This is a genomic window from Veillonella sp. oral taxon 780 str. F0422, assembly GCF_000221605.1.
Classification (GTDB): domain Bacteria; phylum Bacillota; class Negativicutes; order Veillonellales; family Veillonellaceae; genus F0422.
Genome location: NZ_AFUJ01000005.1, coordinates 157,051 through 181,722 on the forward strand (window position 1 = coordinate 157,051; position 24,672 = coordinate 181,722).

Below are 24,672 nucleotides of genomic sequence, written 5' to 3' on the forward strand. Positions count from 1 at the left end.
ATGGAAACTATGAAAGGTTTACACCGTACACATCATTGTGGAACTATCGGTGCAGAACAAGTAGGAACAGAAGTGGTTCTTTGCGGTTGGGTAGAGCGCCGTCGTGATCATGGTGGATTGATTTTTATTGATTTACGTGACCGCTCTGGGGTTGTGCAAATCGTGGCATCTCCTGATCATAATATGGAGTCCTTCCATAAAGCAGAAGATGTACGTAATGAATATGTATTGTGCGTACGCGGTACAATTACAGAACGTGATACAGCGGCTGTGAATCCTAATTTACCAACTGGTAAATATGAAATGTACTGTGAAGAGCTACGTGTATTGAATGCAGCGAAAACACCTCCATTCTATATTCAAGACAATATCGATGTAGATGAAAATATTCGTTTAAAATATCGCTATTTAGATCTTCGCCGTCCAGAAATGCAAGCAAACTTGATCTTGCGTCATAAAGTGACAAAAGCGATGCGCGATTTCTTTGACAACAATGGTTTCTTAGAAATTGAAACACCAATGTTGACAAAAAGTACACCAGAAGGAGCTCGTGACTACTTAGTTCCATCTCGTGTAAATCCTGGTACATTCTATGCATTGCCACAATCTCCACAAATTTTCAAACAAATTTTGATGGTTGCTGGTTATGAAAGATATTTCCAAATTGCTCGTTGTTTCCGTGATGAAGATTTACGTGCAGACCGTCAACCTGAATTTACACAATTGGACATCGAAATGAGCTTCATGAACCAAGAGCAAATCTTGAACATGCAAGAGCAAATGATTGCCCATGTATTTAAAGCGGCACAAGATGTGGAAATTCCATTGCCAATGCCTCGCATGACTTGGGATGATGCGATGAATCAATATGGTTCTGATAAACCGGATATCCGTTTTGATATGAAGTTTACAGATGTAACTGACTGTGTGCAAGATACAGAGTTCAAAGTATTCCGCTCCGTTATCGATAATGGCGGTCAAGTAAAAGGTATCGTTGTAAAAGGTTATGCAGGTATTCCACGTCGTGAATTAGATGATTTGACAAACTTCGTAGGCATCTATGGTGCCAAAGGTTTGGCTTGGGCTTGTTTCAATGAAGATGGCACAATCAAATCTCAAATCATGAAATTCTTAGGTGAAGATACTATTCGTAACATCGGTGCAAAAATGAACGCAGAGCCAGGTGACTTGGTATTGATGATTGCGGACAAACCAGCTGTGGTTGCGAAAGCTCTTGGCGAATTACGTCTTGAAATGGGTAAACGCCGCGGATTAATTGATGAAAACAAATTGGCCTTCTTGTGGGTAACTGATTTCCCTATGTTTGAATACGACGAAGAAGATAAGCGCTTTGTGGCAATGCATCATCCGTTCACATCTCCACGTGAAGAGGATATGGACTTGTTAGCCACAGATCCAGGTGCTGTAAAAGCCATCGCTTACGACATGGTATTGAATGGTGTGGAAATCGGTGGTGGTTCCATCCGTATTTATCAATCTGATGTACAAGAAAAAGTATTCAATGCGATCGGCTTAAGCACAGAAGAAAGTCGTTCTAAATTTGGCTTTATGTTAGATGCCTTTGAATACGGTGCTCCTCCACATGGTGGTTGTGCTTTCGGTTTAGACCGTTTGGTAATGTTGATGGCGAAACGTCAATCCATCCGTGACGTGATTGCATTCCCTAAAACACAAAGTGCATCCGACTTGATGAGCCAAGCTCCATCTGAGGTAGCGCCAAAACAATTGCGTGAATTACATATCAAAACAGATGTGGCAAAAGAAAAATTAGTATAATCGAATTTGTCCAATAGAAAATTGATATACTTTTAAGGAAAGGGACGGTGTATTTCTTCTTGAAATGACCGTTCCTTTCTGCTATACTATGAGTAAAGAAATTCCTGCTATGTGCGTGTTATATCGCAGTTTTGAGCCAACATTTTAACTTAGGGATTCTCACTCTTGTAAGGGCGCTCTGCCTCTACGAGGACTGTAATCTTACAAGGAGGAAACCCACCTGCCCTTGCAGGATCAAAACACGGTATGGATACGGCATAGTGGGGCCTTTATAACCGCCTTATGGTGGTTTATTTTTTTGCATTAATAAGAACATATAGACTATATAACTGGATGCATGTATAATAATGTACAGATAATATTTGTTGTAACATCAGGTTTCTACAAGTTTGTTGCTCAACGTGATTTTGTAAACTATACAGGAATTGTTCTATACGGCTACTAAGAAGGAAGCTCGGGGATCAACTATGTATAAGTATATATGTATGTACTACTGCATGTACGGTAGTAGTTATCAATATATGATGGTAGATATAGGGAGGTGTAAGGATGAATTTGTTTGAGAATATGGAACCAGTAGATCCATTTGAACCCTTGGCGGTCCGCATGCGACCACGTTCATTGGATCATTTCTTTGGACAAGAACAAGTAGTAGGGCCTGGAACATTTCTTCGCTCTATGATTGAAGAAGATAAGGTACCCTCCTTATTGCTATATGGGCCATCTGGGACAGGTAAGACTACGTTAGCCAAAATTATTTCGGAGCTAACTAGTAGTCGTTTTGTTATGCTTAATGCGACCAATGTGGGGATTGGTGAACTTCGAAGCACTATTGAAGAAGCGATGCGTATTCGCAGTTCCTTGCAACAACGGACAATTTTATTTTTAGATGAAATTCATCGCTTCAATAAAAGTCAGCAAGATGTATTGTTACCTTCTGTGGAAAGTGGCCAAATTATTTTAATTGGCGCCACCACAGAGAACCCTTTCTTTGAAGTGAATCGCCCTCTTTTATCTCGATTACGTTTGCTTACCCTAGAGCGATTAGATGCTACGGCATTAGTGGCAATCTTACGTCGTGCGTTAACAGATGAAGAGTATGGTCTAGGTAAGAAAGCGCTGATTGTGACAGATGATCTATTAGAGGATATAGGCCGATTTGTAGATGGAGATGCTCGTATGGCTCTAAATATTCTGGAGCAAGTGGGGGCTATGGTTCGATCTGGTGGAGAAATTACCATAGAAATTATAGAAAAAGTACTTGGTCGACGAGTGTATCGGTATGATAAGAAGGGGAATAATCACTATGATGTAATTTCTGCTTTCATTAAAAGTATGCGTGGCTCTGATCCAGATGCGGTGCTATATTATTTAGCTCGTATGATTGAGGCAGGAGAGGACCCTGTATTTATTGCTAGACGCATCGTTATTTGTGCGGCAGAAGATGTAGGACTAGCAGATCCACAAGCCTTGGTAGTGGCAAATGCAGCGGCCCAAGCATCTCATATGGTGGGTCTACCAGAGGCGCGCATTATATTATCAGAGGCTGCTGTATATGTAGCTTTAGCACCTAAGAGCAATAGTACCTACCTAGGAATTGATGCAGCTATCCATGCGGTGCGACATAAGGAGCAAGGTGAGGTGCCGAAACATTTACGAGATGCTCATTATGGAGGTGCTAAACAATTAGGACATGGAGTTGGCTATCGCTATGCACAGGATTATCCTAATGGTTATGTGGAGCAACAGTATTTACCAGATACCTTAGTAGGTGAGACATTCTATACCCCTTTAGAACGGGGTTGTGAAGGGGAATTTGTGAAAGCTTGGAAAACACGTAAAGGATAAGGTTATTTTCTTGTGAGAAGCCTCAGCTTTGAGAATATTCGATATACTTTCATAGGTGAAAATGGTATAATAAAGTGCTAAGGTATATGATAGAAACAGAGTTTTGGAGTGGAAGATGGCAGAGGAAAAGAAAGGTAAGGCCCCAAGAAGGGGACAAAAGATACAATCGAAACGTTCTACGCCTCTTAAAGAAGATAAACGAGGTAGCACTAGGGGAACTAAAGCAGAGCCTAAGGGAATTCGCACTGAGGTGAAAGGCTTACTTCTCATGTGTTTTGCTATATTAGCACTTGTAGGTATGGCCGGCATTGAACTGGGAGCCTTAGGAAGTATTATCAGTGGTATTTTCTCTTATGGTTTTGGCCTAGGTGGTTGGGTTGTAGCTATATGGGTTCTATACAATGGTTGGTGCTGGCTTTATAAAGGGTCATTGGCATCAATTACAAGAAAAGGATTGCTATATACAGCGTTATTACTTGTTGTATTAGCGCAACTGGTACTGTGGAATGTCGATAATGGAGATGAATTAGGAACCACAACATTAGCAAATAATGGCGGTGTACTAGGTGGTTTGTTAGGAGTTTTTTAAGAAATTTATTAGGGAATATTGGTGGCATTTTAGTGACATCCATTCTTGGCCTTGCTTGTGTATTGGGGATTACAAAATTATCTCTCCGTGAAGGCTTGCATAAAGCGAAGGATAAGGCTAGTGTGGGGCTCGAAATAGCGCAAGAAAAAGCAACAGAAACAGCTAGTGCCATTCGTGAACAAGTACATGAATGGCGTGAAGAACGTCGTAAGGCCTATGATCGTGAAAAAGACACTAGGTATCCTAAAATAGAAGAGGATATGTTTGATATAGAATTGGAATCTGATGTTGATGTAATTACCGAAAAAACTGGTGCTGAATCTACTGAAAAAGCGATTGAGGAAGTTCAGAGAACACAGGTATCAAACCTAGAAGAAACGGTAAACCCCACACCAGAGGAAGAAGTAATCGCTTCCAATACACAGATGGAAGCAGATTTTACTGAAATGGAAGAAGATGATACTACACATAACCATATTCCAGAGCCAGAACTACTTGAAGATGAGATAGTGACTAGTACTTCTATGGTGCAGGCACTAGAGGATTCTCCAGTGGTAGATCGAGCAGAGGAACCTATCACAGACGATGCTTCTTTACAGGATATATGGGAAGATAGGGAGACCACAGATGTGGACGAAGACTCTTATGTACCAGAAGAGTCTATAAATTTAGAACCTATAAAACCTCCATCATTTTTGCAAACTACTAATTATGTAGGATCCTTGGTAGAAGTACCAACCATTGAAACTACGAAAGAAGATACTGCAGCAGTAGCTGTGAACACGGATGGTGTGGCGCGTCCTAGGACGATAGAAAAGCCTTATCAATATCCTCCGTTGACGATGCTTTCACAGGGAAAATCCAATCCTGTGACCAGTGAAGAAGTGGCTCATAATGCAGTCTTACTAGAAGAAACATTAGATAATTTTGGTATTACAGCAAAAGTGGTGAATGCCACCCAAGGTCCAACGGTAACACGTTATGAATTAGAACCTGCGAAAGGGACAAAAGTAAGCCGAATTATGGGTTTACAAGATGATTTAAAAATGAGCTTGGCAGCCGTTGATATTCGTATGGAAGCACCTATACCAGGAAAGTCTGCAGTAGGCATTGAAATTCCTAATAAAAATGTGTCTGCTGTTCATTTACGAGATGTATTGGACTGTGAAGAGTTCCAACAAGCGAGTGGTGGTATTCCGGTAGGACTTGGTAAAGATATTGCAGACATGCCGGTTATTACGGACTTGGCTAAAATGCCACATCTATTGGTGGCTGGATCCACGGGGTCTGGTAAATCTGTTTGTGTCAATACATTGATCTCTAGCATCTTATTTAGTCGTAAGCCAGATGAAGTGAAACTGATTTTGGTGGACCCTAAAATGGTAGAGTTATCCGTGTATAACGGTATTCCGCACTTGATGTTGCCGGTGGTAACAGATATGAATAAAGCAGCTGCTGTATTACGATGGGCAGTTCGTGAAATGGATGCCCGCTATATGACATTAGCCACAGCAGGCGTGCGTAATGTGGCTAGCTATAATAAGCAAAATCCAACCAAATCGATGCCTCTCATTTTAATTATTATCGATGAGTTAGCTGATTTGATGATGACCAATCCAGATGTGGAAGAATCCATTGACCGATTAGCCGCAAAAGCACGTGCCGCAGGGATTCATATGGTATTGGCAACGCAACGTCCATCGGTGGATGTGATTACAGGCAAAATTAAAGCTAATGTGCCGAGTCGTATTGCTTTCACAGTGGCTACTCAAATTGATTCTCGCACCATTTTGGACCAAGCAGGAGCAGAACGTCTATTAGGTCGTGGCGATATGTTATTTAATCCTATAGGAGCGAATAAACCAATTCGTATTCAAGGGGCATTCATTTCTGATGAAGAGGTGGAAGAATTGATTGCTTTTGTCAAAGGACAAGGTCAGCCAGAATATGATGAAGTGATGATGGCAGAAACAGATAAAGGTGCTGAAAGTTCTGATGCCGTCAGCAGTGATGAGGAACAGGATGAATTGTTGGAGCGAGCTGTACAAATTGTACTAGAACAACGTAGTGCGTCAGCCTCTATTTTGCAACGTAGATTACGAGTTGGTTTTTCTAGAGCCGGTCGTTTAATCGATACTATGCAAGATATGAAAATTATTGGACCTCCTACGAATAGTAGTAAAGGTCGCGATATTTTAATGGGAGAAGACCAAATTAGAGAACTATATTTCCCAAATTTTACAGTAGATTAGAGTAGTGTGCCATTTGCGTTATGTAGATGGCACCTATATGTATAGGAGGTTCTATGGCATCGATTGGCGAAGAACTTAGACGTGAGCGTCAACGACGCGGTTTAACATTAGAACAAATTGAAGATGTATTACATATAAAAGTAGCCTACCTACATGCCTTGGAGCATGATGAGTTTAGTCGTATTCCAGGTAGTGTGTACACGAAAGGGTTCATCAAAAATTATAGTGAACTACTGGGCTTAGATAGTCGTCGATTGGTGGATACTTTTAAAAATAGAATGGGTGAATCCTTGACGATTCCCAAACGCAGAATGGTATCAAAAGAACAAGAGAAGACTGATGCCTTTCGAGAACAGGAATTGATTGAGGCGCCGAAACAACGGTTAACCTATGAAAGTCGTAAGGCAAAACGACAAAAAACGATGATGATAGAACGATTTGTAGTAGGTGGTATTTTGCTGCTGATTATTCTGTTTTTAGGTTGGCTATTTTTCGTGTAATACAGTATAAGGAATACTATGAAAGAACAATATTTAATTACTACAAAAGCAGAAATGGACGAACGAGGGTGGGCTGAACTTGATTTTGTCATTATCAGCGGAGATGCCTATGTGGATCATCCTTCCTTCGCGCCTACTGTAATTGGTAGATTATTAGAGTCCTATGGATATCGAGTCGGTATCATAGCTCAGCCAGACTGGAACGATGTGAATGCCTTTAAGGTTTTGGGAAAGCCTCGATTGGCATCCTTAGTGACAGCAGGTAATTTAGACAGTATGCTCAATAAATTTACAGCAGCCAAGAAACATCGCCGTGATGATGGGTATTCTCCAGGTGGTGAATCTGGGCGACGCCCAGACCGAGCTACGGTGGTGTATGCGAATCGTATGCGAGAGGCTTTTAAAGGGGTTCCTGTTGTTATTGGCGGCATTGAAGCTAGTTTGCGACGATTTGCCCATTATGATTATTGGTCCGATACAGTGCGCCGCTCTATTTTGATGGATAGTAAGGCAGATGTCCTTATCTATGGTATGGGAGAAAAGCAAATTCGTGAAATCGCCGAAGCCTTAGATAAAGACCAATTACAAAAACGATTACCTGCCATCAAAGGGATTTGTTATGTTGCCAACACCGTGCCAGAGAATGCTATTGAATGCCCATCTTACGAAGCTATATCAGCAGACAAAGAAATCTTTGCTAAAGCCTTTAAAATGCAATTTGATGAGCAAGATCCATACTATGGGAAAACAGTGGCGCAAGGGCATGGTAATCGGTATATTGTACAGAATAGTCCAGCCTTACCATTAACACAGGAAGAAATGGATCATGTTTATAGTTTACCCTATACGAGAAAATGGCATCCTATGTATGATGCGGCTGGTGGAGTACCTGCCTTAGCAGAAGTGCAGTTTAGTATTACTAGCCATCGTGGTTGTTTTGGTAGTTGTTCTTTCTGTGCTATTACAAGCCATCAAGGACGAATTATTCAAAATCGTAGTCATCAGTCGATCTTAGATGAGGCTCATCGTATGACAACTATGGATGGATTTAAAGGATACATTCATGATGTAGGAGGTCCTACGGCAAATTTCCGTCATGTTGCTTGCGATAAACAGTTGAAAGTAGGCGCTTGTAAGGGGAAAACATGTGCTGCGCCCAAAGCATGTCCTCAGTTAAATACGAATCATGATGACTATGTGAGCATTTTGCGAAAAGTACGTAATGTAAAAGGCGTAAAAAAAGTGTTTGTTCGATCGGGGCTCCGATATGACTATGTATTGGACGATAATAACAAAGACTTCGTTCGAGAATTGTGCGAACATCACGTGAGTGGTCAATTAAAAGTTGCCCCTGAACATGTATCCGAGCATGTAACGACCATCATGGGGAAAGCCAATAAAAGTTACTTCTTAAAATTTAAATCTTGGTTTGATGAGGCGAATCGTAAATTAGGTAAACAACAATTTTTGGTGCCTTATTTTATGAGTTCTCATCCAGGCTGTACATTAGAAGATGCTATTGAATTGGCAGAATTTTTGCGAGATCAAAATATGACTCCAGAACAGGTGCAAGATTTTATTCCTACTCCAGGTAGCTTATCGACCGCCATGTATTACACAGGAATCAATCCCCTTACAGGTGAGCCTGTATATGTGGCTAAAAAAGGCAGAGATAAAGCTATGCAACGAGCCTTGATGCAATATAAACGAGAAGATAATTATGAATTAGTAAAAGAAGCCTTAATCAAAGCAAATCGCAGAGATTTAATCGGTTTTGGACCATTATGCTTAATTCCTCCGCGATGTATAAAACGGAATGCACCAAAATCTGATAGGACTAGAATTTCAGTTAAGGGTGGAGTGAAAGCAACAGGTAGAGGAAAAGGATCTATGCAAGGGGAAGGACGTACAAATAGTGGTTCTAAAACTGGTATAGGAAATCGAAAAAATAAAGGCATGAAAAAAGGAATTTTGGTTAGGTATCTCTAATAGGTAAAGGAGGTGAATCTATGAAACGGTTACGATTGCTTATAGTGTATTTACTAGTAGTAGTAGGTATGTTTAGTGTAGGCTTGTGGCTTAATGATATGAAACAAGATCAAGTGGATCAACGTGTGATTTCTACAAGAGCAGAAATTACTATCTATACAGATGGGGACCCTGAAGTCATGACGGCTATAGGACAGGCCTACGAAAGAGAGGCACAAGTAAGAGTACATGTTATTCCCATACCGCAGAACCAAATGGGTACACGGTTAGCTTTACCAGAAGCAGAGCAACAAGGGGATCTTGTGATTTCTACAAAATCCAATCTCAGTGAAGGGGTTGAGCATGGAGCCTTTCGTAGATTGCCAATTACTTTAACATATTCGGTAGATACAGTATTCCACGGTCCGGATGAGCAATGGGTAGGGATATGGTATGATCCTTATGTCTTAGCCTTACACGATACCTTCTATAGCAGTCAGGGAAAATATGTAAACACTTGGTTTTCCTTAGCTTATACGGGCCCATGGCGTATAGCGGTCACTGATTTTGTAGCCGATGCATCGTCCACTACTTTATTGAATAGTTTTGGTGATATCTATGGACTAGATGGTGCTATCTCCTATTTTGATAGCTTGCGGCCACGTATTGTGCAGTATGCAAAAGCCTTGCCATCTTCAGTGCGCATGGCTGCTATTGGAGATGTACAGGTCAGTGTAGGACATTATTCGGATGCCAAATTCTACGAGGTTCATAAATATCCTTTGACGATTTTATATCCTAGGGAAGGTACTCCTTATGATTTGATGGGCGTAGGGATTCTAAAAGGATCCAGTAATGTTGGTGAAAGTGAAGCGTTTGTGAGTTGGTTACTTTCAGAACGGGTACAAGCTGTATTGAAAGAGGGGGATAGGTATTATTTGCCAACCAGAGAAACGGTGGAATCTCATAAAGACCGACAGGGCAATCATCTTGTGTTATGGAATGCAGGGATTGTGAAAGAAGAGCAAGATAAGATATTACAAGAATGGATACGACAAGTGCGTTTTAGAAAGGATACACCATGAGTAAGTTGTTAGGTTATATTAGTTTAGGTTGCGCCAAGAATTTGGTGGATACAGAGGTGATGCTAGGAGCTTTACAAGATAATGGATATGAAATCACAGAAGAGTTAGAAAAAGCAGAAATTATTATTATCAACACATGCACATTTATCGAGAAAGCAAAAGAAGAATCGATCAATACTATATTAGAGGCTGGTCAATATAAACAATATGGAGACTGTAAAGGTCTTATCGTAGCGGGCTGTTTAAGTCAGCAATACCAAGAAGAATTGTTTACTGAAATTCCAGAAATTGATGCCCTCATTGGAACAGGATCTTGGAATCGTATCATGGAAGCTGTGGAGGCCATTCAACAAGGTCAACGTATTTGTATCATGGATAGTATGACAAATATGTATGATGAAGGCATGCCACGTATGATGACAACACCGGACTACAGTGCATATGTAAAAATTTCTGAAGGATGCAATAATGGATGTACATTCTGTATCATTCCGAAAGTACGTGGGGCCTATCGCAGTCGATCTATGGAGTCTATTGAACGAGAAGTACAACAGCTTGCAGAAGCAGGTGTGAAAGAAGTAGTATTAATTGCTCAAGATACTACCTACTATGGCGCAGATTTGAACAATGGTACACCGCTGCTTTCAGAGTTATTGAAACGATTGGCGAAGATTGAAGGTATCGAATGGATTCGCATGTTGTACTTGTATCCAAAACACTTCTCTGATGAATTGCTAGAAACAATCATGACAGAACCAAAGGTGTGCAAGTATATCGATATGCCGCTACAACATATTAATAATACTGTGTTACAACGTATGAACCGTAAGGATACGCGAGAAAATATTGTAGCCTTGTTGCATAAAATCCGCAATCGCAGCGAGCATATTACATTGCGCACATCCCTTATTGTAGGCTTCCCTGGAGAAACAGAAGAACAATTCCAAGAATTGGCAGATTTTGTCAAAGATATTCGATTTGATCACATGGGTGTATTTACGTACTCTCAAGAGGATGGCACACCAGCAGGTCTGATGGATGACCAAATTCCTGAAGAAGTGAAAGAAGAACGATACCATACATTAATGGCTATTCAAGCACAAGTTTCAGAGGAACATAATCGTGATCTAGAGGGAACGATTCATCAAGGCCTAATTGAAGCTATCGATGAAGTAGAGCCGGGAAAATTTTTGGCTCGTGGACGTTTGCAAATGCAGGCTCCAGATGTAGATGGTAACATGTATGTAGAAGATGTAACAGGACTTTCTGAAGGCGATATTGTGACTGTAAAAGTATCACAAGGTTTCGCTTATGACGTGGTAGTAGAAACTATATAGGATGGTGATAGCATGATCGTAGAATTAATCTCTACAGGATCAGAATTATTACTAGGACATATTGTCAATACAAATGTGAAATGGCTCAGCGAAGAACTGAACAATCGAGGCTATTCTGTGTCATATCAAACGACGGTGGGGGATAATCCTGAGCGTATGAAAGAGGTATTTCAACGAGCAGGGGAGCGAGCAGATATTGTGATCAGTTCTGGAGGCTTAGGTGCTACCCAAGGAGATATAACTCGAAAATCCTTGGCAGATGCGCTAGGATTACCTTTGGTATTTCACGAAGAAGCAGGTCGTGAGGTAGATTCTTTTTATGAGAAACAAGGACGGGTGAAACCTTACGAATCTGACCGAGATCGGTATTTGCCAGAAGGGGCAAAAGTACTACATAATCCAGTAGGGGTGGCACCAGCAGTAGTAGTGGAACAGGATGATACGGTATATGTATTGTTACCAGGTCCTCCATCAGAATTACAAGGAACTTTTATAGACAGTGTGAGCCCCTTTTTAGAGCAACGTTTTGGACAGCAAGGGATGATTTATTCTGAACGGTATGCTGTGTATGGATATCGTGAAATGCAACTAGAGACTCTATTGCAAGACTTGATTCAGAATCAGCAGAATCCAACCACAGCATTATTGATCAAACCAGGATACATTGAAATTCGCTTAACTGCAAAAGGCGAATCAAAAGTAGACTGTCAGGAGAAATTAGGTCCATGGAGGTCTATCCTATTAGAATGCTTGGAAGATATCCGTAGTTTAGATACATCGGTGTTGGAAGACTTTCACAAGGTGGCTCTAACAACAGGCGTTACCATAGGAACTGCTGAATCTTGTACAGGCGGCCTAGTAGGAAAAATGTTGACTGACTTAGGTGGTAGCAGTGGATATTATCAGGGTGGTATCATTTCCTATGCAAATGCGGTGAAAGAACAAGTATTAGGTGTATCATCAGAGACATTGGCAACATATGGTGCTGTCAGTGAAGAAACGGCTAAGGAAATGGTTGAAGGTGTATTTCGTGTATTACGTACAGACTATGCCATTGCGACCACAGGGATAGCAGGTCCAGGTGGTGGCAGTCAAGAAAAACCAGTAGGTCTTGTATATATTGGTATAGGTACACCACGAGGAATAACTGTATATAAAGAGATATTTATAGGGGATCGTACTAGTATCCGTAAGAGTGTAGCGGAACGAGCGATTCAATATGTATATAAAGAATTAATAGAAAGGTAGAACAATGGCAAAGGATAAAGCAAAAGAAGCAGCAATTGATATGAAAAGCGGATCTCAAGAAGATCGTATGAGAGCTTTAGAAGGGGCTTTAAAACAAATTGAAAAAGACTTTGGTCAAGGCGCGATCATGCGCATGGGCGAAGCGGCAGATAAAATGAACATTGAAGTCATTTCTACAGGCGTATTGGCCTTGGATTTGGCAGTTGGTGTAGGTGGATTCCCACGGGGCCGTATTATTGAAATTTATGGACCAGAATCTTCTGGTAAAACTACGGTGGCTTTACATGCAGCAGCAGAAGCACAACGTAATGGTGGCGTTGTTGCCTTCATCGATGCAGAACATGCCTTAGACCCTGTATATGCGAAAAAATTAGGCGTAGACATCAATAGCTTGTTGATTTCCCAACCAGATAATGGTGAACAAGGCTTAGAAATTACAGAGGCTTTGGTTCGCTCTGGGGCAGTAGACTTAATCGTTGTGGACTCCGTAGCGGCCTTAACACCTAAAGTAGAGATTGATGGTGAAATGACAGATGCTCACGTTGGGGTACATGCGCGTTTGATGAGTAAAGCATTACGTAAATTAACAAGCTCCATCAGTAAAACTAGAACGGTTATTATCTTTATTAACCAATTGCGTGAAAAAGTGGGCGTTATGTTTGGTAACCCAGAAACAACTACAGGTGGCCGTGCTTTAAAATTCTACTCTACTATTCGTTTAGATGTACGCAAAGGGGAAGCGTTGACTTCTGCTAAAGAACATGTCGGTAACCGTACAAAAGTAAAAGTTGTGAAAAATAAAGTGGCTCCTCCATTCAAAGTGGCAGAATTTGATTTAATGTTTGGGGAAGGCGTTTCCTACGAAGGTACATTGATTGACATCGGTGCGAATATTGAAGTGATCAAAAAATCTGGTGCTTGGTATTCCTATAATGGAGAGCGTATGGGTCAAGGTAAAGAGGCTGCCAAAGTATTCTTGAAAGAAAACCCTCAAATTGCTCAAGAAATTGATTCTATTATTCGTGATACATTAGCAGCAGAACCATTGAATGTACTTGGTCATGATGAAGAAGTGGATGAAGTAGCAACTACTGAAACTGTGGATATGGAATAATGGCATTTCGTACATCGAAAGAAGAGAAGTGGACATTTGCATCAGTTATGGAGCAAGCTTTGCGCTTATTAGGGCCACGGTCTTTAAGTACCTTAGAGCTACGGCGTAAATTGTCTCAACGGTCTGTGCCTAGTGAGCTAATACACGATGTAGAAGAAAAACTTCTATCCTTATCGTACTTAGACGATGACGAATTGTCGGAAGAAGCATTGCGTGCCTATATGGAGGCAGAAAAGCATAGTACCTATTACATTCGTGAAAAAATGCGCGAACGAGGTCTTGCTGTATCTTATGTATTAGATGACTATGATGAATGGTCGGTAGCGGTAAAACTATTAGAGCAACGATTTCACATATCCGATGAGGAGCGGTTAGCAGCCATCGAAGAGGGCGAAGAAGATAAGTTTAGTAAGAAAAAATAATTTATTTTTTGAAGAATCGTGGATTCGCTGTGAGTACAATTCAATCTATCTGTTATGAATGGGGCCCCTACTTAGAGTAGGGGCTTTGTCTTGACATTCCACGGTGTATGAACTAAAATTAAAATAGCCTTAATAATAAGCAAAATAAAATTTAAAAGCAAAATGGGCGAGAAACCGGGGAAGCGGATGTATCGACTTCTCCTTTTTTTATGCAAGTGGGAGGTGAACACGATTTTAGAATACAGCATTGTTGCCGTAGTCATGGTATTAATTGGTCTTGGAGTAGGCTATTTATTGCGTCGCAATATTGCAGAAGGTAAGCTAAACAAAGCGGAAACAGAAGCTGCACGTATTGTTGCTGATGGCGAGCGCTTAGCGGAGTCTAAGAAAAAAGAAGCGTTACTGGAAGCAAAAGAAGAAATTCATAAATTGCGTGCTGATGTAGATAAAGAAAATCGGGATAGACGTAATGAATTACAACGTCTTGAACGACGGATTTTACAAAAAGAAGAGCAATTAGACAAAAAACTAGACAGTATTGAACGCAAAGAGGAGTCCTTGCACCACAAGGAACGCAATCTAGAAAAAGCGGAAGAAAAAATTGAGGTATTGCATCAACAACAAATGGAAGAGTTAGAACGAATTTCTAGCTTAACCTTTGATGAAGCAAAACAAATTTTATTGACAAAAGTAGAACAAGAGATTCGTCACGACACTGCTGTGATGCTTAAAGATCTTGAGCAACAAGCAAAAGAAGAGGCGGAAAAGAATGCCAGAGAAATTATTTCTATGGCCATTCAACGATGTGCAGCTGACCATGTAGCAGAATCTACAGTGTCTGTGGTGACATTGCCAAATGATGAGATGAAAGGCCGTATTATCGGTCGTGAAGGCCGTAATATTCGCGCTTTAGAAACGTTGACGGGTATTGACTTAATTATTGATGATACACCAGAAGCAGTTATTTTATCCGGATTTGATCCAATTCGTCGCGAAGTAGCACGAATTGCCTTAGAAAAACTCATTGTAGATGGACGTATCCATCCAGCTCGTATCGAGGAAATGGTTGAAAAAGCACGCCGTGAGGTGGAAACAACTATAAAAGAAGCGGGCGAGCAAGCTACTTTTGAAGCAGATGTACATGGCTTACATCCAGAAGTGATTCGTATTTTAGGTAGACTAAAATATCGTACTAGTTATGGACAGAATGTACTAAAACATTCTGTAGAAGTATCTCATTTAGCAGGTATGATGGCAGCGGAATTAGGCTGCGATGTAGTACTGGCTAAACGAGGCGGTTTATTACATGATTTAGGCAAAGCCTTAACACATGAAATTGAAGGATCTCACGTGGAAATTGGCGTAGATCTTGCTAAAAAATATCATGAAAGCGCATTGGTGCAAAATTGTATTGGCGCTCATCATGGTGATGAAGAGTTTAAATCTGTAGAGGCTGTATTGGTAGCGGCAGCAGATGCTATTTCTGCAGCACGACCAGGAGCTAGACGCGAAACATTAGAAAATTATTTAAAACGATTATCTAAGTTGGAAGAAATCGCTGAATCTTTTGAAGGCGTTGAAAAATGCTTTGCTATCCAAGCAGGTCGAGAGATTCGCGTTATGGTAAAACCAGATAAAGTGGATGATGTGGAAGCGAACTTGTTGGTACGTGACATCATTAAACGAATCGAAAATGAATTAGAATATCCAGGACAAATTAAAGTTGTGGTTATTCGTGAAACACGAGTCGTAGATTACGCGAAAAAATAGTCTACATAAGTGGTTGGAGCAGCCTTTGGCTGCTCTAACTTCTTTTTTTTCACACTATATATGAATTGCATATATAGTGTGAAGAAAAAGAAAGTATCTGTAAGTAGGAGTTTTTTTATTTGTGTAGAATAGTATAGATAGAGAACGTATATATAATTTATACTTTTTAGTAAATACACTGTAGTACATAGCTTAGGAGAATGACATGAGCAAGTTTTTCGATGATGATATAATTGAACAAGTCAAAGATGCCAATGACATTGTATCTGTCATTTCTGAGCATATTCCATTAAAGAAGAAAGGGAAAAACTATTGGGGTTGTTGTCCATTTCATAATGAAAAGACACCTTCTTTTAGTGTGACCCCTGAAAAGGGCTTTTTTTATTGTTTTGGTTGTCGAGAATCGGGGAATGTTATCAGTTTTTTAATGAAATATGATAATTTAACTTTTCCAGAAGCGATAGAAAGATTAGCTAATCGTGCTAACATTGCTTTGCCAGAACGGACCGTATCATCAGCAGAACGAAAACGTATGGCCCGTATGGAATCTATGTATGAAGTGAATGAACTAGCTACAAATTTCTTTCATAATTGTTTAGTAAAAACAGAGTTAGGAAAACAGGGTTTAGACTATTTACTAAAACGAGGTCTATCCATGGAGACGATAACAAAGTTTCGCTTAGGTTTTGCTCCAGATGGATGGGATAAGTTATACAGTGCCTTTATTGGACGTGGAGTGGACCCTAATTTGTTATTAGAGTTAGGGCTATGCCGTAAAAATGAGCAAGGTAAGATATACGATTATTTTAGAAAACGTGTGATGTTTCCTATCATGGATGGAAAGGGGCGTGTGTTAGGCTTCGGTGGTCGTGTTCTTGATGACAGTAATCCGAAATATTTGAACTCCCCAGAAACGGAAATATTTAATAAAGGACATTTATTATTTGCCTTTTATCAATCCTACCGTAGCATTCGTGAAAAGAAACAAGCAGTCCTTGTAGAGGGATATATGGATGTACTGAGTTGTCATAATGTAGGCATTACGAATGTAGTGGCATCGTTGGGTACGGCCTATACGAAAGACCATGGTAGGTTATTAATGCGTCAAGCAGAGGAAGTTGTTCTTGCCTATGATATGGACGGAGCTGGTCGTACAGCGGCTAAGCGTGCTATCGAATTATTGCAAAATACAGAATTTTCTGTTAAGGTAGTATCTATGCCTGATGGAAAGGATCCAGATGATTTTATCAAAAATCACGGTCCTGAAGCATGGCAAGAATTGGTGGATACATCGCCAAGAGATTTTGAGTTTTTATTAAATGAAAGCTTACGTCGTCACGATACTAATTCGGTAGAAGGAAAGCGTTCTGTTTTGGGAGATATGTTCCCTTTTATTGCAGGCCATGAAAGCCAAGTGCGCCGTGATGAATATTTAAAAGCTATGGCATTACCTTTGTGGTTAGATGTGAGTACTATCATTACTTACTTTAGACAGTTTCTTCGACAAGGAAATATAGAATTAAAACAGCAGGAACTTAATGTGCCTAAGGAACATTTTACAGATGAAGAAGAATTGCTGTACTGGGTTGGTAAAGATAATAATATTTATACCTTAGTGACCCAATATATAGGAGTAGAAGACATATCGCATCCTATGTATCGCGCCTATTATGAAAAAATTGGCGATTTGGTAACTAGAGGTGAAACATTGTCGGACATCCTTTTAGAAGGAGCTTTAGATGCAGAATCTTGGCACATGTTTGGCAAATGGTCGGTCTTAATTGACCGTGAAATGAATGAGGAATTATTGCACAGTTTAATTCGAAGTGTGCGATTAAAATCCCTTCGCAATCAATATAAGGAACATAGTCGATTGGCAGACCAATTAAGTAGAGCTAATGATCCTAGATTTATAGAAGAGTTACGAATGTGTCAGGATTTACAAGAATTAATTAAACAGTGGTCTTGATGTAGTGAAAGGAAGAGCACAGTGGCAAAGAAGAAAAAAGAATCGCAAGTGCAAGAAATTATCGCGGTTTTATTAGAAGATGCGAAACGAGAAGGCGTCATTACAGCTAAGAAAATTTCTGATGCACTTTCAGAGCAAATGGAAGTAACAGCAGAGCAGCTTGATAGTATGTATGCTATATTTAATAATTTGAATATTGAAGTCATTCCTGATGATGAACATGCTTCTGAAAGTGACTTGCATCTACATGATGAATTACTAGATAAGGATATAGAAGTCGAAGTTGATGTAGATGTAGATGTAGAACATTTAACTAGTGACATCGATATTGCTACGGAAGAAGATGATGAAGAAAAAGAGATTAATCTTGATTTATCTATTCCTGAGGGAATGAATATTGATGATCCAGTGCGTATGTATTTGAAAGAAATTGGACGTGTTCCATTGCTATCTGGTGATGAAGAAATCATTTTGGCACAACAAATTGAGGCAGGTAATCAAGAAGGAGCTACCTATAAAGAAGTTCGTTTAGGTAGTAGCGCGAAACAGAAATTGATTGATGCTAACTTGCGTCTTGTGGTAAGTATTGCAAAACGTTATGTAGGCCGTGGTATGTTGTTCTTGGATTTAATTCAAGAAGGCAATTTGGGGCTTATTAAAGCAGTCGATAAATTTGACTATACAAAGGGATATAAATTTTCTACCTATGCCACATGGTGGATTCGTCAAGCCATTACAAGAGCGATTGCTGACCAAGCTAGAACCATTCGTATTCCAGTACATATGGTAGAAACGATTAATAAATTAGTACGTATTCAGCGTCAATTATTACAAGACTTAGGCCGTGAACCAAGTCCAGAAGAAATTGCTGAAGGCATGGGCATTACAGTGGAGCGTGTTCGAGAAATTCAAAAAATTTCTCAAGAGCCAGTCTCTTTAGAAACGCCAATTGGGGAAGAAGAAGATTCCCATTTAGGAGATTTCTTAGAAGATAAAGATGCGGTAGCTCCAGATGATGCGGCTAGCTTTATTTTGTTGCGAGAACAAATTGTTGAAGTATTTAGTTGCTTAACAGATCGAGAACAACAAGTGTTAGAATTACGCTTTGGTTTAAAAGATGGTAAGCCACGTACATTGGAAGAAGTTGGTCAATTCTTTAATGTGACACGGGAACGGATTCGTCAAATTGAAGGAAAAGCTTTAACAAAACTGCGGAATCGTGGGAAACGAGATAAAATTAAAGACTTTTTATAATGCCTAATATTAGGTAATAGTAGTTAGTATCGTAGGTAGGGATTATAACTAATTGTGAAATAATTATGCTGTTATAGTCTTACGTATTAAAATAATGAACCTAGGGGGAAGTTGATATGTTTTGTTCAACTTCCCTTTGATGTATTTGATGGTATTATAGTAAATATCTTTTGTAGAGTAAAATAAAAATAGTGATATACTTATAAAGAGAAACTTTATAAAAAATACTTGCTATTTAATAATTGTGTGGTATAATTTATGTATAAATAATCATAAGTAGTGAATATATTCTGGGAGGTAATTATGATTAGCATGAAAAAACTAGGTCTTATCCTATGTACAGCTGTTCTTAGTGTAGGTTTGCTAGCTGGTTGTGGTAGTGATAAAAAAGAAGCGCAGTTAACACAAACAGCAGGGGTGTTGAAAGTTGGTTCTGAAACCACATTCCCTCCATTTGAATTTGCAGAAGAAAATACTAATAAATATATTGGTTTTGATGTAGATTTAAGTGAAGAAGTAGCCAAACGGTTAGGCTTAAAATTAGAGTTTGTCAGCATGGGATTCGATGCGTTGATTCCTGCTACACAATCTGGCAATATCGATATGATTGCAGCTGGTATTAATGCAACTCCAGAACGTGAAAAAGCATTAGCATTCTCTGAGCCATACTTCAAAGAAGGCGGTTTCATCACTATTGTTCGTAAAGATAATACGGATATCAAAAAAATGGACGACCTTACTAATAAACGTGTAGGGGTTCAAATTGGTACAGTACCTGTGGAAATGGCAAAAGCAATCCCTGGTACAGATGTAAAAGAAATGGATTCTAATAGCAATATCTTCATGGCATTACAAGCAGGTACGATTGATGGTGCTATCATTGACCAAGCAGTGGCTATGTATTACTTGAAACAAGGTGCAGACAAAGATCTTAAATTGGTAGGAGAAGGCACAGATGCACCTCCATTCGTATTAGGGTTCAATAAATCTAACACAGCATTACGTGATAAAGTTAATGAAGCTTTGAAAGCAATGCGTGAAGATGGAACATATCAAAAAATTTACTCCAAATGGTTCGCAAAATAGTTCTGCTATGTAGCCTGTGGTATTCCTAGACGGGTAGGCAAAGGGAAGAGCACGACACATTCCTCCGCAAACTGATACAGTGGTTAGGTTTGCTCCGGAATATGTCGTGCTCTTCTAGCATTTGTCTTATTTTGGCATAGGGAATACCACAAAGGATACTACGCATAAGGGCCTTGCTCAGGGGTGGGGGATGTGGAAGAGCACGGTATACTCCTCACAAACGGTATTTCATAATGTGTCGTCTCTTGTTCAGCTATGTAGTTCGTGGCATTCTATCCGATGTAGTGAAAGGAAAGACCGCAATACATCTCCTCAGAAACGGTATTTCATAATGTTTCTTCGGAGGTATATTGCGGTCTTTTAGGTTTATAATATAGTATTCATAAAGGATCGCCACAGGGCTACTACGCATGACTGCGTTCCTCAGGGAATTATAGTGTGTGTGCTAGTTTAATATATTCCCGAATGCGTTCGCAAGAGTTGTGGAAGGCTTTTTGTTCGTCAGCGGTTAGGTGCAATTCTAAGATTTCTTCGATGCCGTTTTTGCCGATGATGGCAGGGACGGAGGCAAAGACATTGTGCTCGCCGTATTCGCCTTCTAGTTTGCAGGATAGAGGTAATACTTTTTGTTCATCGTGGAAGTAAGCACGGATGATTTCTGTGACGGATGCAGCGATACCAAATTCTGTGGATCCTTTTCCGATGAGGATGAGGTAGCCACCGTATTTCATTTGTTCTACTAGGGCATTTTCATCAAAGGTTGGGAAGCGGTGAGGAAGCTCCTGTTGGAGTTCTTTTAAAGGTTTGCCAGATACTGTGACGTGAGACCAAGGGACCATAGCGCTACCACCGTGTTCACCCATAGCATAGCAAGATAAAGAGCGACGATGTACGTGGATTTGTTCAGCTACTAGTCGTTGTAGGCGTGCCGAATCTAAGGATGTACCGGAAGAGATGATTTTATGTTTCGGGTAGTCTAAGTATTCTTGTACATAGGCAGCTACTACGTCAGCTGGGTTGGAAATGCTCACGATGAAACCGTTGAACCCCGAGGCTTTTACACGAGGAAGGAATTCACGCAATACTTCTACGGTGGACCCTAGTGTATCTAGTCGATCTTGTTCTGGAGATGGGAGGGGACCTGCAGAAATAACGAGAATATCGCAGTCTCCGATGTCTTCCGGTTCGCAAGGGATAGCTTCTACACGATGTGGTAAGTAACTTACAGCATCATTAATATCGGTGGCTTGGGCAATCGCTTTATCTTTGTCGATATCCACCATGTATAATTGGTCCACCTCACCTTGTGTGGCAAGGGAAAATGCCACGTGGGACCCCACATGACCAGTGCCGATAATGGCAACTTTTCGTAGTTCTATAGACATATTGTTCCTCCTGTGTTGAATAATTAAAGTAATTAGTAATATGTTATAGGATAAAACTTTTAGGGGGGTTACGTCAATACGTCACTTGTTTTGCTATGCAGTCTTTGGCGGGTTTAACTGAATAGGGCAAAAGAAAGAGTGCGACACATTCCTTCTCAAACGGCACTGCGTAATGTTTGTTCAGGAACATGTCGCACTCTTCTTATATTTGTGTTATGTGTGCAGTTAATCCCGCCACAAGGCTGCTACGCTTAACTGCGTTCCTCATGGAGTATGTGTAGTATTGATAAAACATTAACATTTTGTGTGATTTTAAAGTATAATAAATAAGAAGAGTCAACGGCGTGTTGTTAGGCTCATCTCTTCCTATTAGGGGAGGAGATGATACTATGACTACATATGAAAAGTTATCTTTATTGATTCAATTTTCTATGTTGATTGTAGAAGTTCTCCGTTGCTTTTATAGCTAACGAAAACGCCTAACGAATAAGGTTTCCCAGACCTTACACGTTAGGCGTAATCAATTTTCCACTTTTGAGATGAGCCTAACGCTAGCAGACGTCGATGGCTCTTCTTTTGTTGTTTTAATTATAGCATAGTATATAGGCCATGACAATGTCTCTTGTTCTGCTATGCTTAACTGCATTCTTTAGGGAGCTGGATTGGTTTTGAGTTTTTGATAGTACTTCCAGAGAAAACTATAATTTAAAATAAAGTTCCCCAAATGCATAGTCTTTGTTCGTAATTAGTATGATATATGAGTGGCTGTTTATATATAAAACCTATGGATTGTATAGTATAATGAATGCATGACAAATTTAGAACTTGAAGAATTAGCGATACAATTAAATATTCCTGCGGTGGGGGCGGCGTCTTGGCCATTGCCGGTGGAGGCGTCGTTACATTTGGATACGCCCTATCCTTGTCCGTTTACGAATGGAAGTATTGAAGAACGATTGCAGGGGTCCACGACTATTGCTTCACCGAAGTCCGCGATAGTCTGTTTGTTTCCTTATTATATGCCTAGGGAAGGAGTGACGAATTTAGCTAGGTACTGTTGGGGCGATGATTATCATGTTGTGGTACGACAGTATTTGGAACAACTGGTGGATATTTTGCGTGGGCGCTATCCTGACGAAATATACGAGATTCATTGTGATACGTCACCTTTAGCGGATCGGTATATGGCATACTTGGCAGGCTTAGGGTTTTATGGGTGGAACCAAACATTTATCAACCCTACGTGGGGCTCCTATACTGTTATTGGCACTATTATGACGACGTTGGAATTGTCTCCTTCTGTACCGCTTGCACAGAGCTGTCTGCAATGTGGTGCTTGTTTGCGTGCTTGCCCTGGTAAGGCCTTACAAGGAGATCATTTAGATTATCGAACCTGTAAAAGTTATCTTACCCAATGTAAAGGGGAACTTTCAGAGGAAGAAGAACGAATTATTGGTAAAACACCTCTCATTTTTGGGTGTGATGTATGCCAGGAGGTATGCCCCCACAATCGAGATATTCCTATGACGCCTATACCAGAGTTTCAACAGGTTACATCCTACATTGAGATGGAGGAATTAGAAGGAATGACGAATAAAGAGTTTAAAGCGAAGTACGGCCACAAAGCCTGGGCTTGGCGAGGAAAGAAAGTGTTGCTTCGCAATGCGGAGATTGTTAGAAAGGAAAAGCATGAAGGAAAGTAAGTCTGTTTCATTGTTTTTAATTATATTCTTAGGATTGCTCACAGCGGTAACGCCATTGGCGACGGATATGTATTTGCCAGCCTTGCCGATTATGCCTGGAGAACTGGATACATCGGCATCAAATATTCAAATGACCATCGGCGTTATGACCATCGGTATTGCAGTGGGACAACTCTTTGCAGGACCTATCAGCGATGTGCTAGGTCGCAAGAGACCACTCATTGTGGGAAACCTACTTTGCGTAGTAGCTACCATGGTTTGCGCTTATACACCAAATATTGAAGTACTCTTGTTGGGTCGATTTTTGCAAGGTGTGACGGGTTCCTTTGGGGTAGTTATCTCTAAGGCTATCGCTCGTGACCATGCATCGGGACCGGCTCTGATTAAGTTGCTGGCATCATTGATGATGGTCAATGGATTAGCGCCTGTCATTGCGCCATTATTGGGTGGACAAATTTTAATATACGAAACATGGCGATTTATTTTTGTTGTGTTGGCAGGATTTTCCTTAGTGCTGTTGATAGGTTCCATTCTATTCCGTGAAAGTTTACCAACCGAACAGCGTGTAGCAGGTGGTATTCAAGAGGCCATCAAAAACTATAAGACACTACTCAAAGACAAAGCTTTCTTAGGACAATGTGGCATTCAATGTTTTGCTTTTGGTGCTTTCTTTTGTTACATTAGTGGGTCATCCTTTGTGTATCAAAATATTTTCGGGCTGGATGCACAACAATTTAGTTATATATTTGGCATCAACAGCTGTGGCATCATTTTGTTTAGTATGATTAGTTCCCGTATGAGTAATGTTATCAAGGATTACCAATTGTTGCACGGTAGCTTGTGTGTGCTATTCCTAGGATCCACTTTGTTTTTAGGCGCCATGGCACTGAATATGCCATTCCTAGTGGTCACTACGATTTTATTCTTTACCGTAGGCACTGTGTCTCTATTCGGGGCTGCTAGCTTTTCTATGGCGATGGCCAATTACGGTCACCTAGCAGGTAGTGCATCTGCATTATTAGGCTTTTTCTCTATGATGTCTGCCGGTATTGTGGCCCCTATTGTGGGGATTGCAGGGTCTCATACGGCGATTCCTATGGGGGTAACTATGGTGGTTTGCTCGGTAACGGCGTTGTTCTGTTATTATCGATTTGCGCGGCCTACTATATAGGTATATCACTATTGTACTAATACTCATGAATAGCTCTTCAGTGCTAGCGTATGTGGTATAGAGTTGGTCTATATCTGTATTTTTTATTGACATGGGCAGCTCTTGTCATGTATAATAATTGAGTCATAGTTTGGGTACGCCCAACTATTGCAAGCCGCATGAAGAGGTCAATAA

General features: G+C 40.3%; 19 protein-coding genes and 1 other RNA gene. 19 read left to right on the plus strand and 1 reads right to left on the minus strand.

Annotated features, from left to right (window positions below; genetic code table 11):
* The 16 genes from aspS to HMPREF9200_RS01050 all read left to right on the plus strand — a co-directional run bounded on the left by aspS (position 1) and on the right by HMPREF9200_RS01050 (position 20,239).
* Positions 1-1,797, plus strand: coding sequence for an aspartate--tRNA ligase (gene aspS, locus HMPREF9200_RS00985; RefSeq protein ID WP_009352882.1), 1,797 nt, complete (start codon positions 1-3; stop codon positions 1,795-1,797).
* Positions 1,798-1,895: 98 nt separating this feature from the next.
* A non-coding RNA gene (gene ssrS / locus HMPREF9200_RS08240) (6S RNA) lies at positions 1,896-2,068 on the plus strand.
* 278 nt (positions 2,069-2,346) lie between these two features.
* Positions 2,347-3,645 (plus strand): replication-associated recombination protein A, encoded by a 1,299-nt coding sequence (locus HMPREF9200_RS00990; protein WP_009352967.1) that lies wholly within the window; start codon positions 2,347-2,349, stop codon positions 3,643-3,645.
* 115 nt (positions 3,646-3,760) lie between these two features.
* Positions 3,761-4,234: a DNA translocase FtsK 4TM domain-containing protein gene (locus HMPREF9200_RS08905; RefSeq protein ID WP_255260704.1), complete on the plus strand. Its 474-nt coding sequence runs from the start codon at positions 3,761-3,763 to the stop codon at positions 4,232-4,234.
* A gap of 32 nt (positions 4,235-4,266) precedes the next feature.
* The gene (locus HMPREF9200_RS00995) at positions 4,267-6,486 is read left to right on the plus strand and encodes a DNA translocase FtsK (protein WP_009352960.1); all 2,220 of its coding nucleotides are present in this window, start codon (positions 4,267-4,269) and stop codon (positions 6,484-6,486) included.
* Positions 6,487-6,539: 53 nt separating this feature from the next.
* Positions 6,540-6,986, plus strand: a complete 447-nt coding sequence (locus tag HMPREF9200_RS01000) for a helix-turn-helix transcriptional regulator (protein WP_009352901.1) — start codon at positions 6,540-6,542, stop codon at positions 6,984-6,986.
* Between the two features lie 18 nt (positions 6,987-7,004).
* Entirely contained in the window at positions 7,005-8,975 is a 1,971-nt protein-coding gene (locus HMPREF9200_RS01005) for a YgiQ family radical SAM protein (RefSeq protein ID WP_009352828.1), read from the plus strand.
* A gap of 20 nt (positions 8,976-8,995) precedes the next feature.
* A complete protein-coding gene (locus HMPREF9200_RS01010; protein WP_009352938.1) occupies positions 8,996-10,039 on the plus strand; it encodes an ABC transporter substrate-binding protein in 1,044 nt (347 codons plus the stop codon).
* Entirely contained in the window at positions 10,036-11,376 is a 1,341-nt protein-coding gene (rimO, locus tag HMPREF9200_RS01015) for a 30S ribosomal protein S12 methylthiotransferase RimO (RefSeq protein WP_009352872.1), read from the plus strand. Before HMPREF9200_RS01010 ends, rimO begins: the two co-directional genes overlap by 4 nt.
* Before the next feature lie 12 nt (positions 11,377-11,388).
* Positions 11,389-12,624, plus strand: a complete 1,236-nt coding sequence (locus HMPREF9200_RS01020) for a competence/damage-inducible protein A (protein WP_009352962.1) — start codon at positions 11,389-11,391, stop codon at positions 12,622-12,624.
* 40 nt (positions 12,625-12,664) lie between these two features.
* Complete coding sequence (recA, locus tag HMPREF9200_RS01025; protein ID WP_038144398.1) at positions 12,665-13,738, plus strand: recombinase RecA; 1,074 nt, start codon at positions 12,665-12,667, stop codon at positions 13,736-13,738.
* A complete protein-coding gene (locus HMPREF9200_RS01030) occupies positions 13,738-14,160 on the plus strand; it encodes a regulatory protein RecX (protein ID WP_009352928.1) in 423 nt (140 codons plus the stop codon). The genes recA and HMPREF9200_RS01030 overlap by 1 nt, the downstream gene beginning before the upstream one ends.
* Positions 14,161-14,382: 222 nt before the next feature.
* On the plus strand, positions 14,383-15,930 hold the full coding sequence (gene rny, locus HMPREF9200_RS01035) for a ribonuclease Y (RefSeq protein ID WP_009352996.1): 1,548 nt from the start codon (positions 14,383-14,385) through the stop codon (positions 15,928-15,930).
* Positions 15,931-16,135: 205 nt separating this feature from the next.
* Positions 16,136-17,899: a DNA primase gene (gene dnaG / locus HMPREF9200_RS01040; protein WP_009352888.1), complete on the plus strand. Its 1,764-nt coding sequence runs from the start codon at positions 16,136-16,138 to the stop codon at positions 17,897-17,899.
* A 21-nt stretch (positions 17,900-17,920) separates the two neighbouring features.
* Complete coding sequence (gene rpoD, locus HMPREF9200_RS01045; RefSeq protein ID WP_009352990.1) at positions 17,921-19,153, plus strand: RNA polymerase sigma factor RpoD; 1,233 nt, start codon at positions 17,921-17,923, stop codon at positions 19,151-19,153.
* A 303-nt stretch (positions 19,154-19,456) separates the two neighbouring features.
* Positions 19,457-20,239, plus strand: coding sequence for a basic amino acid ABC transporter substrate-binding protein (locus HMPREF9200_RS01050; protein WP_009352866.1), 783 nt, complete (start codon positions 19,457-19,459; stop codon positions 20,237-20,239).
* Positions 20,240-20,670: 431 nt separating this feature from the next.
* On the opposite strand, the gene HMPREF9200_RS01055 is transcribed toward HMPREF9200_RS01050, so the two are convergent.
* On the minus strand, positions 20,671-21,618 hold the full coding sequence (locus HMPREF9200_RS01055) for an L-lactate dehydrogenase (RefSeq protein ID WP_083818385.1): 948 nt from the start codon (positions 21,616-21,618) through the stop codon (positions 20,671-20,673).
* Positions 21,619-22,013: 395 nt separating this feature from the next.
* On the opposite strand from HMPREF9200_RS01055, the gene HMPREF9200_RS09155 reads away from it, so the two are divergent.
* From HMPREF9200_RS09155 to HMPREF9200_RS01065, 3 genes are all read left to right on the plus strand, one after another.
* Positions 22,014-22,094, plus strand: coding sequence for a putative holin-like toxin (locus HMPREF9200_RS09155; protein ID WP_369688071.1), 81 nt, complete (start codon positions 22,014-22,016; stop codon positions 22,092-22,094).
* A 339-nt stretch (positions 22,095-22,433) separates the two neighbouring features.
* Entirely contained in the window at positions 22,434-23,327 is an 894-nt protein-coding gene (locus HMPREF9200_RS01060; RefSeq protein WP_009352809.1) for an epoxyqueuosine reductase, read from the plus strand.
* Entirely contained in the window at positions 23,314-24,498 is a 1,185-nt protein-coding gene (locus HMPREF9200_RS01065; protein ID WP_009352879.1) for a multidrug effflux MFS transporter, read from the plus strand. The genes HMPREF9200_RS01060 and HMPREF9200_RS01065 overlap by 14 nt, the downstream gene beginning before the upstream one ends.
* Positions 24,499-24,672: the final 174 nt, after the last annotated feature.

Coding starts and splice junctions, on each gene's coding strand:
- aspS (WP_009352882.1), top strand. CDS start 1: ATGGAAACTATGAAAGGTTTACACCGTACACATCATTGTGGAACTATC.
- HMPREF9200_RS00990 (WP_009352967.1), top strand. CDS start 2,347: ATGAATTTGTTTGAGAATATGGAACCAGTAGATCCATTTGAACCCTTG.
- HMPREF9200_RS08905 (WP_255260704.1), top strand. CDS start 3,761: ATGGCAGAGGAAAAGAAAGGTAAGGCCCCAAGAAGGGGACAAAAGATA.
- HMPREF9200_RS01000 (WP_009352901.1), top strand. CDS start 6,540: ATGGCATCGATTGGCGAAGAACTTAGACGTGAGCGTCAACGACGCGGT.
- HMPREF9200_RS01005 (WP_009352828.1), top strand. CDS start 7,005: ATGAAAGAACAATATTTAATTACTACAAAAGCAGAAATGGACGAACGA.
- HMPREF9200_RS01010 (WP_009352938.1), top strand. CDS start 8,996: ATGAAACGGTTACGATTGCTTATAGTGTATTTACTAGTAGTAGTAGGT.
- rimO (WP_009352872.1), top strand. CDS start 10,036: ATGAGTAAGTTGTTAGGTTATATTAGTTTAGGTTGCGCCAAGAATTTG.
- HMPREF9200_RS01020 (WP_009352962.1), top strand. CDS start 11,389: ATGATCGTAGAATTAATCTCTACAGGATCAGAATTATTACTAGGACAT.
- recA (WP_038144398.1), top strand. CDS start 12,665: ATGAAAAGCGGATCTCAAGAAGATCGTATGAGAGCTTTAGAAGGGGCT.
- HMPREF9200_RS01030 (WP_009352928.1), top strand. CDS start 13,738: ATGGCATTTCGTACATCGAAAGAAGAGAAGTGGACATTTGCATCAGTT.
- dnaG (WP_009352888.1), top strand. CDS start 16,136: ATGAGCAAGTTTTTCGATGATGATATAATTGAACAAGTCAAAGATGCC.
- HMPREF9200_RS01050 (WP_009352866.1), top strand. CDS start 19,457: ATGATTAGCATGAAAAAACTAGGTCTTATCCTATGTACAGCTGTTCTT.
- HMPREF9200_RS09155 (WP_369688071.1), top strand. CDS start 22,014: ATGACTACATATGAAAAGTTATCTTTATTGATTCAATTTTCTATGTTG.
- HMPREF9200_RS01060 (WP_009352809.1), top strand. CDS start 22,434: ATGACAAATTTAGAACTTGAAGAATTAGCGATACAATTAAATATTCCT.
- HMPREF9200_RS01065 (WP_009352879.1), top strand. CDS start 23,314: ATGAAGGAAAGTAAGTCTGTTTCATTGTTTTTAATTATATTCTTAGGA.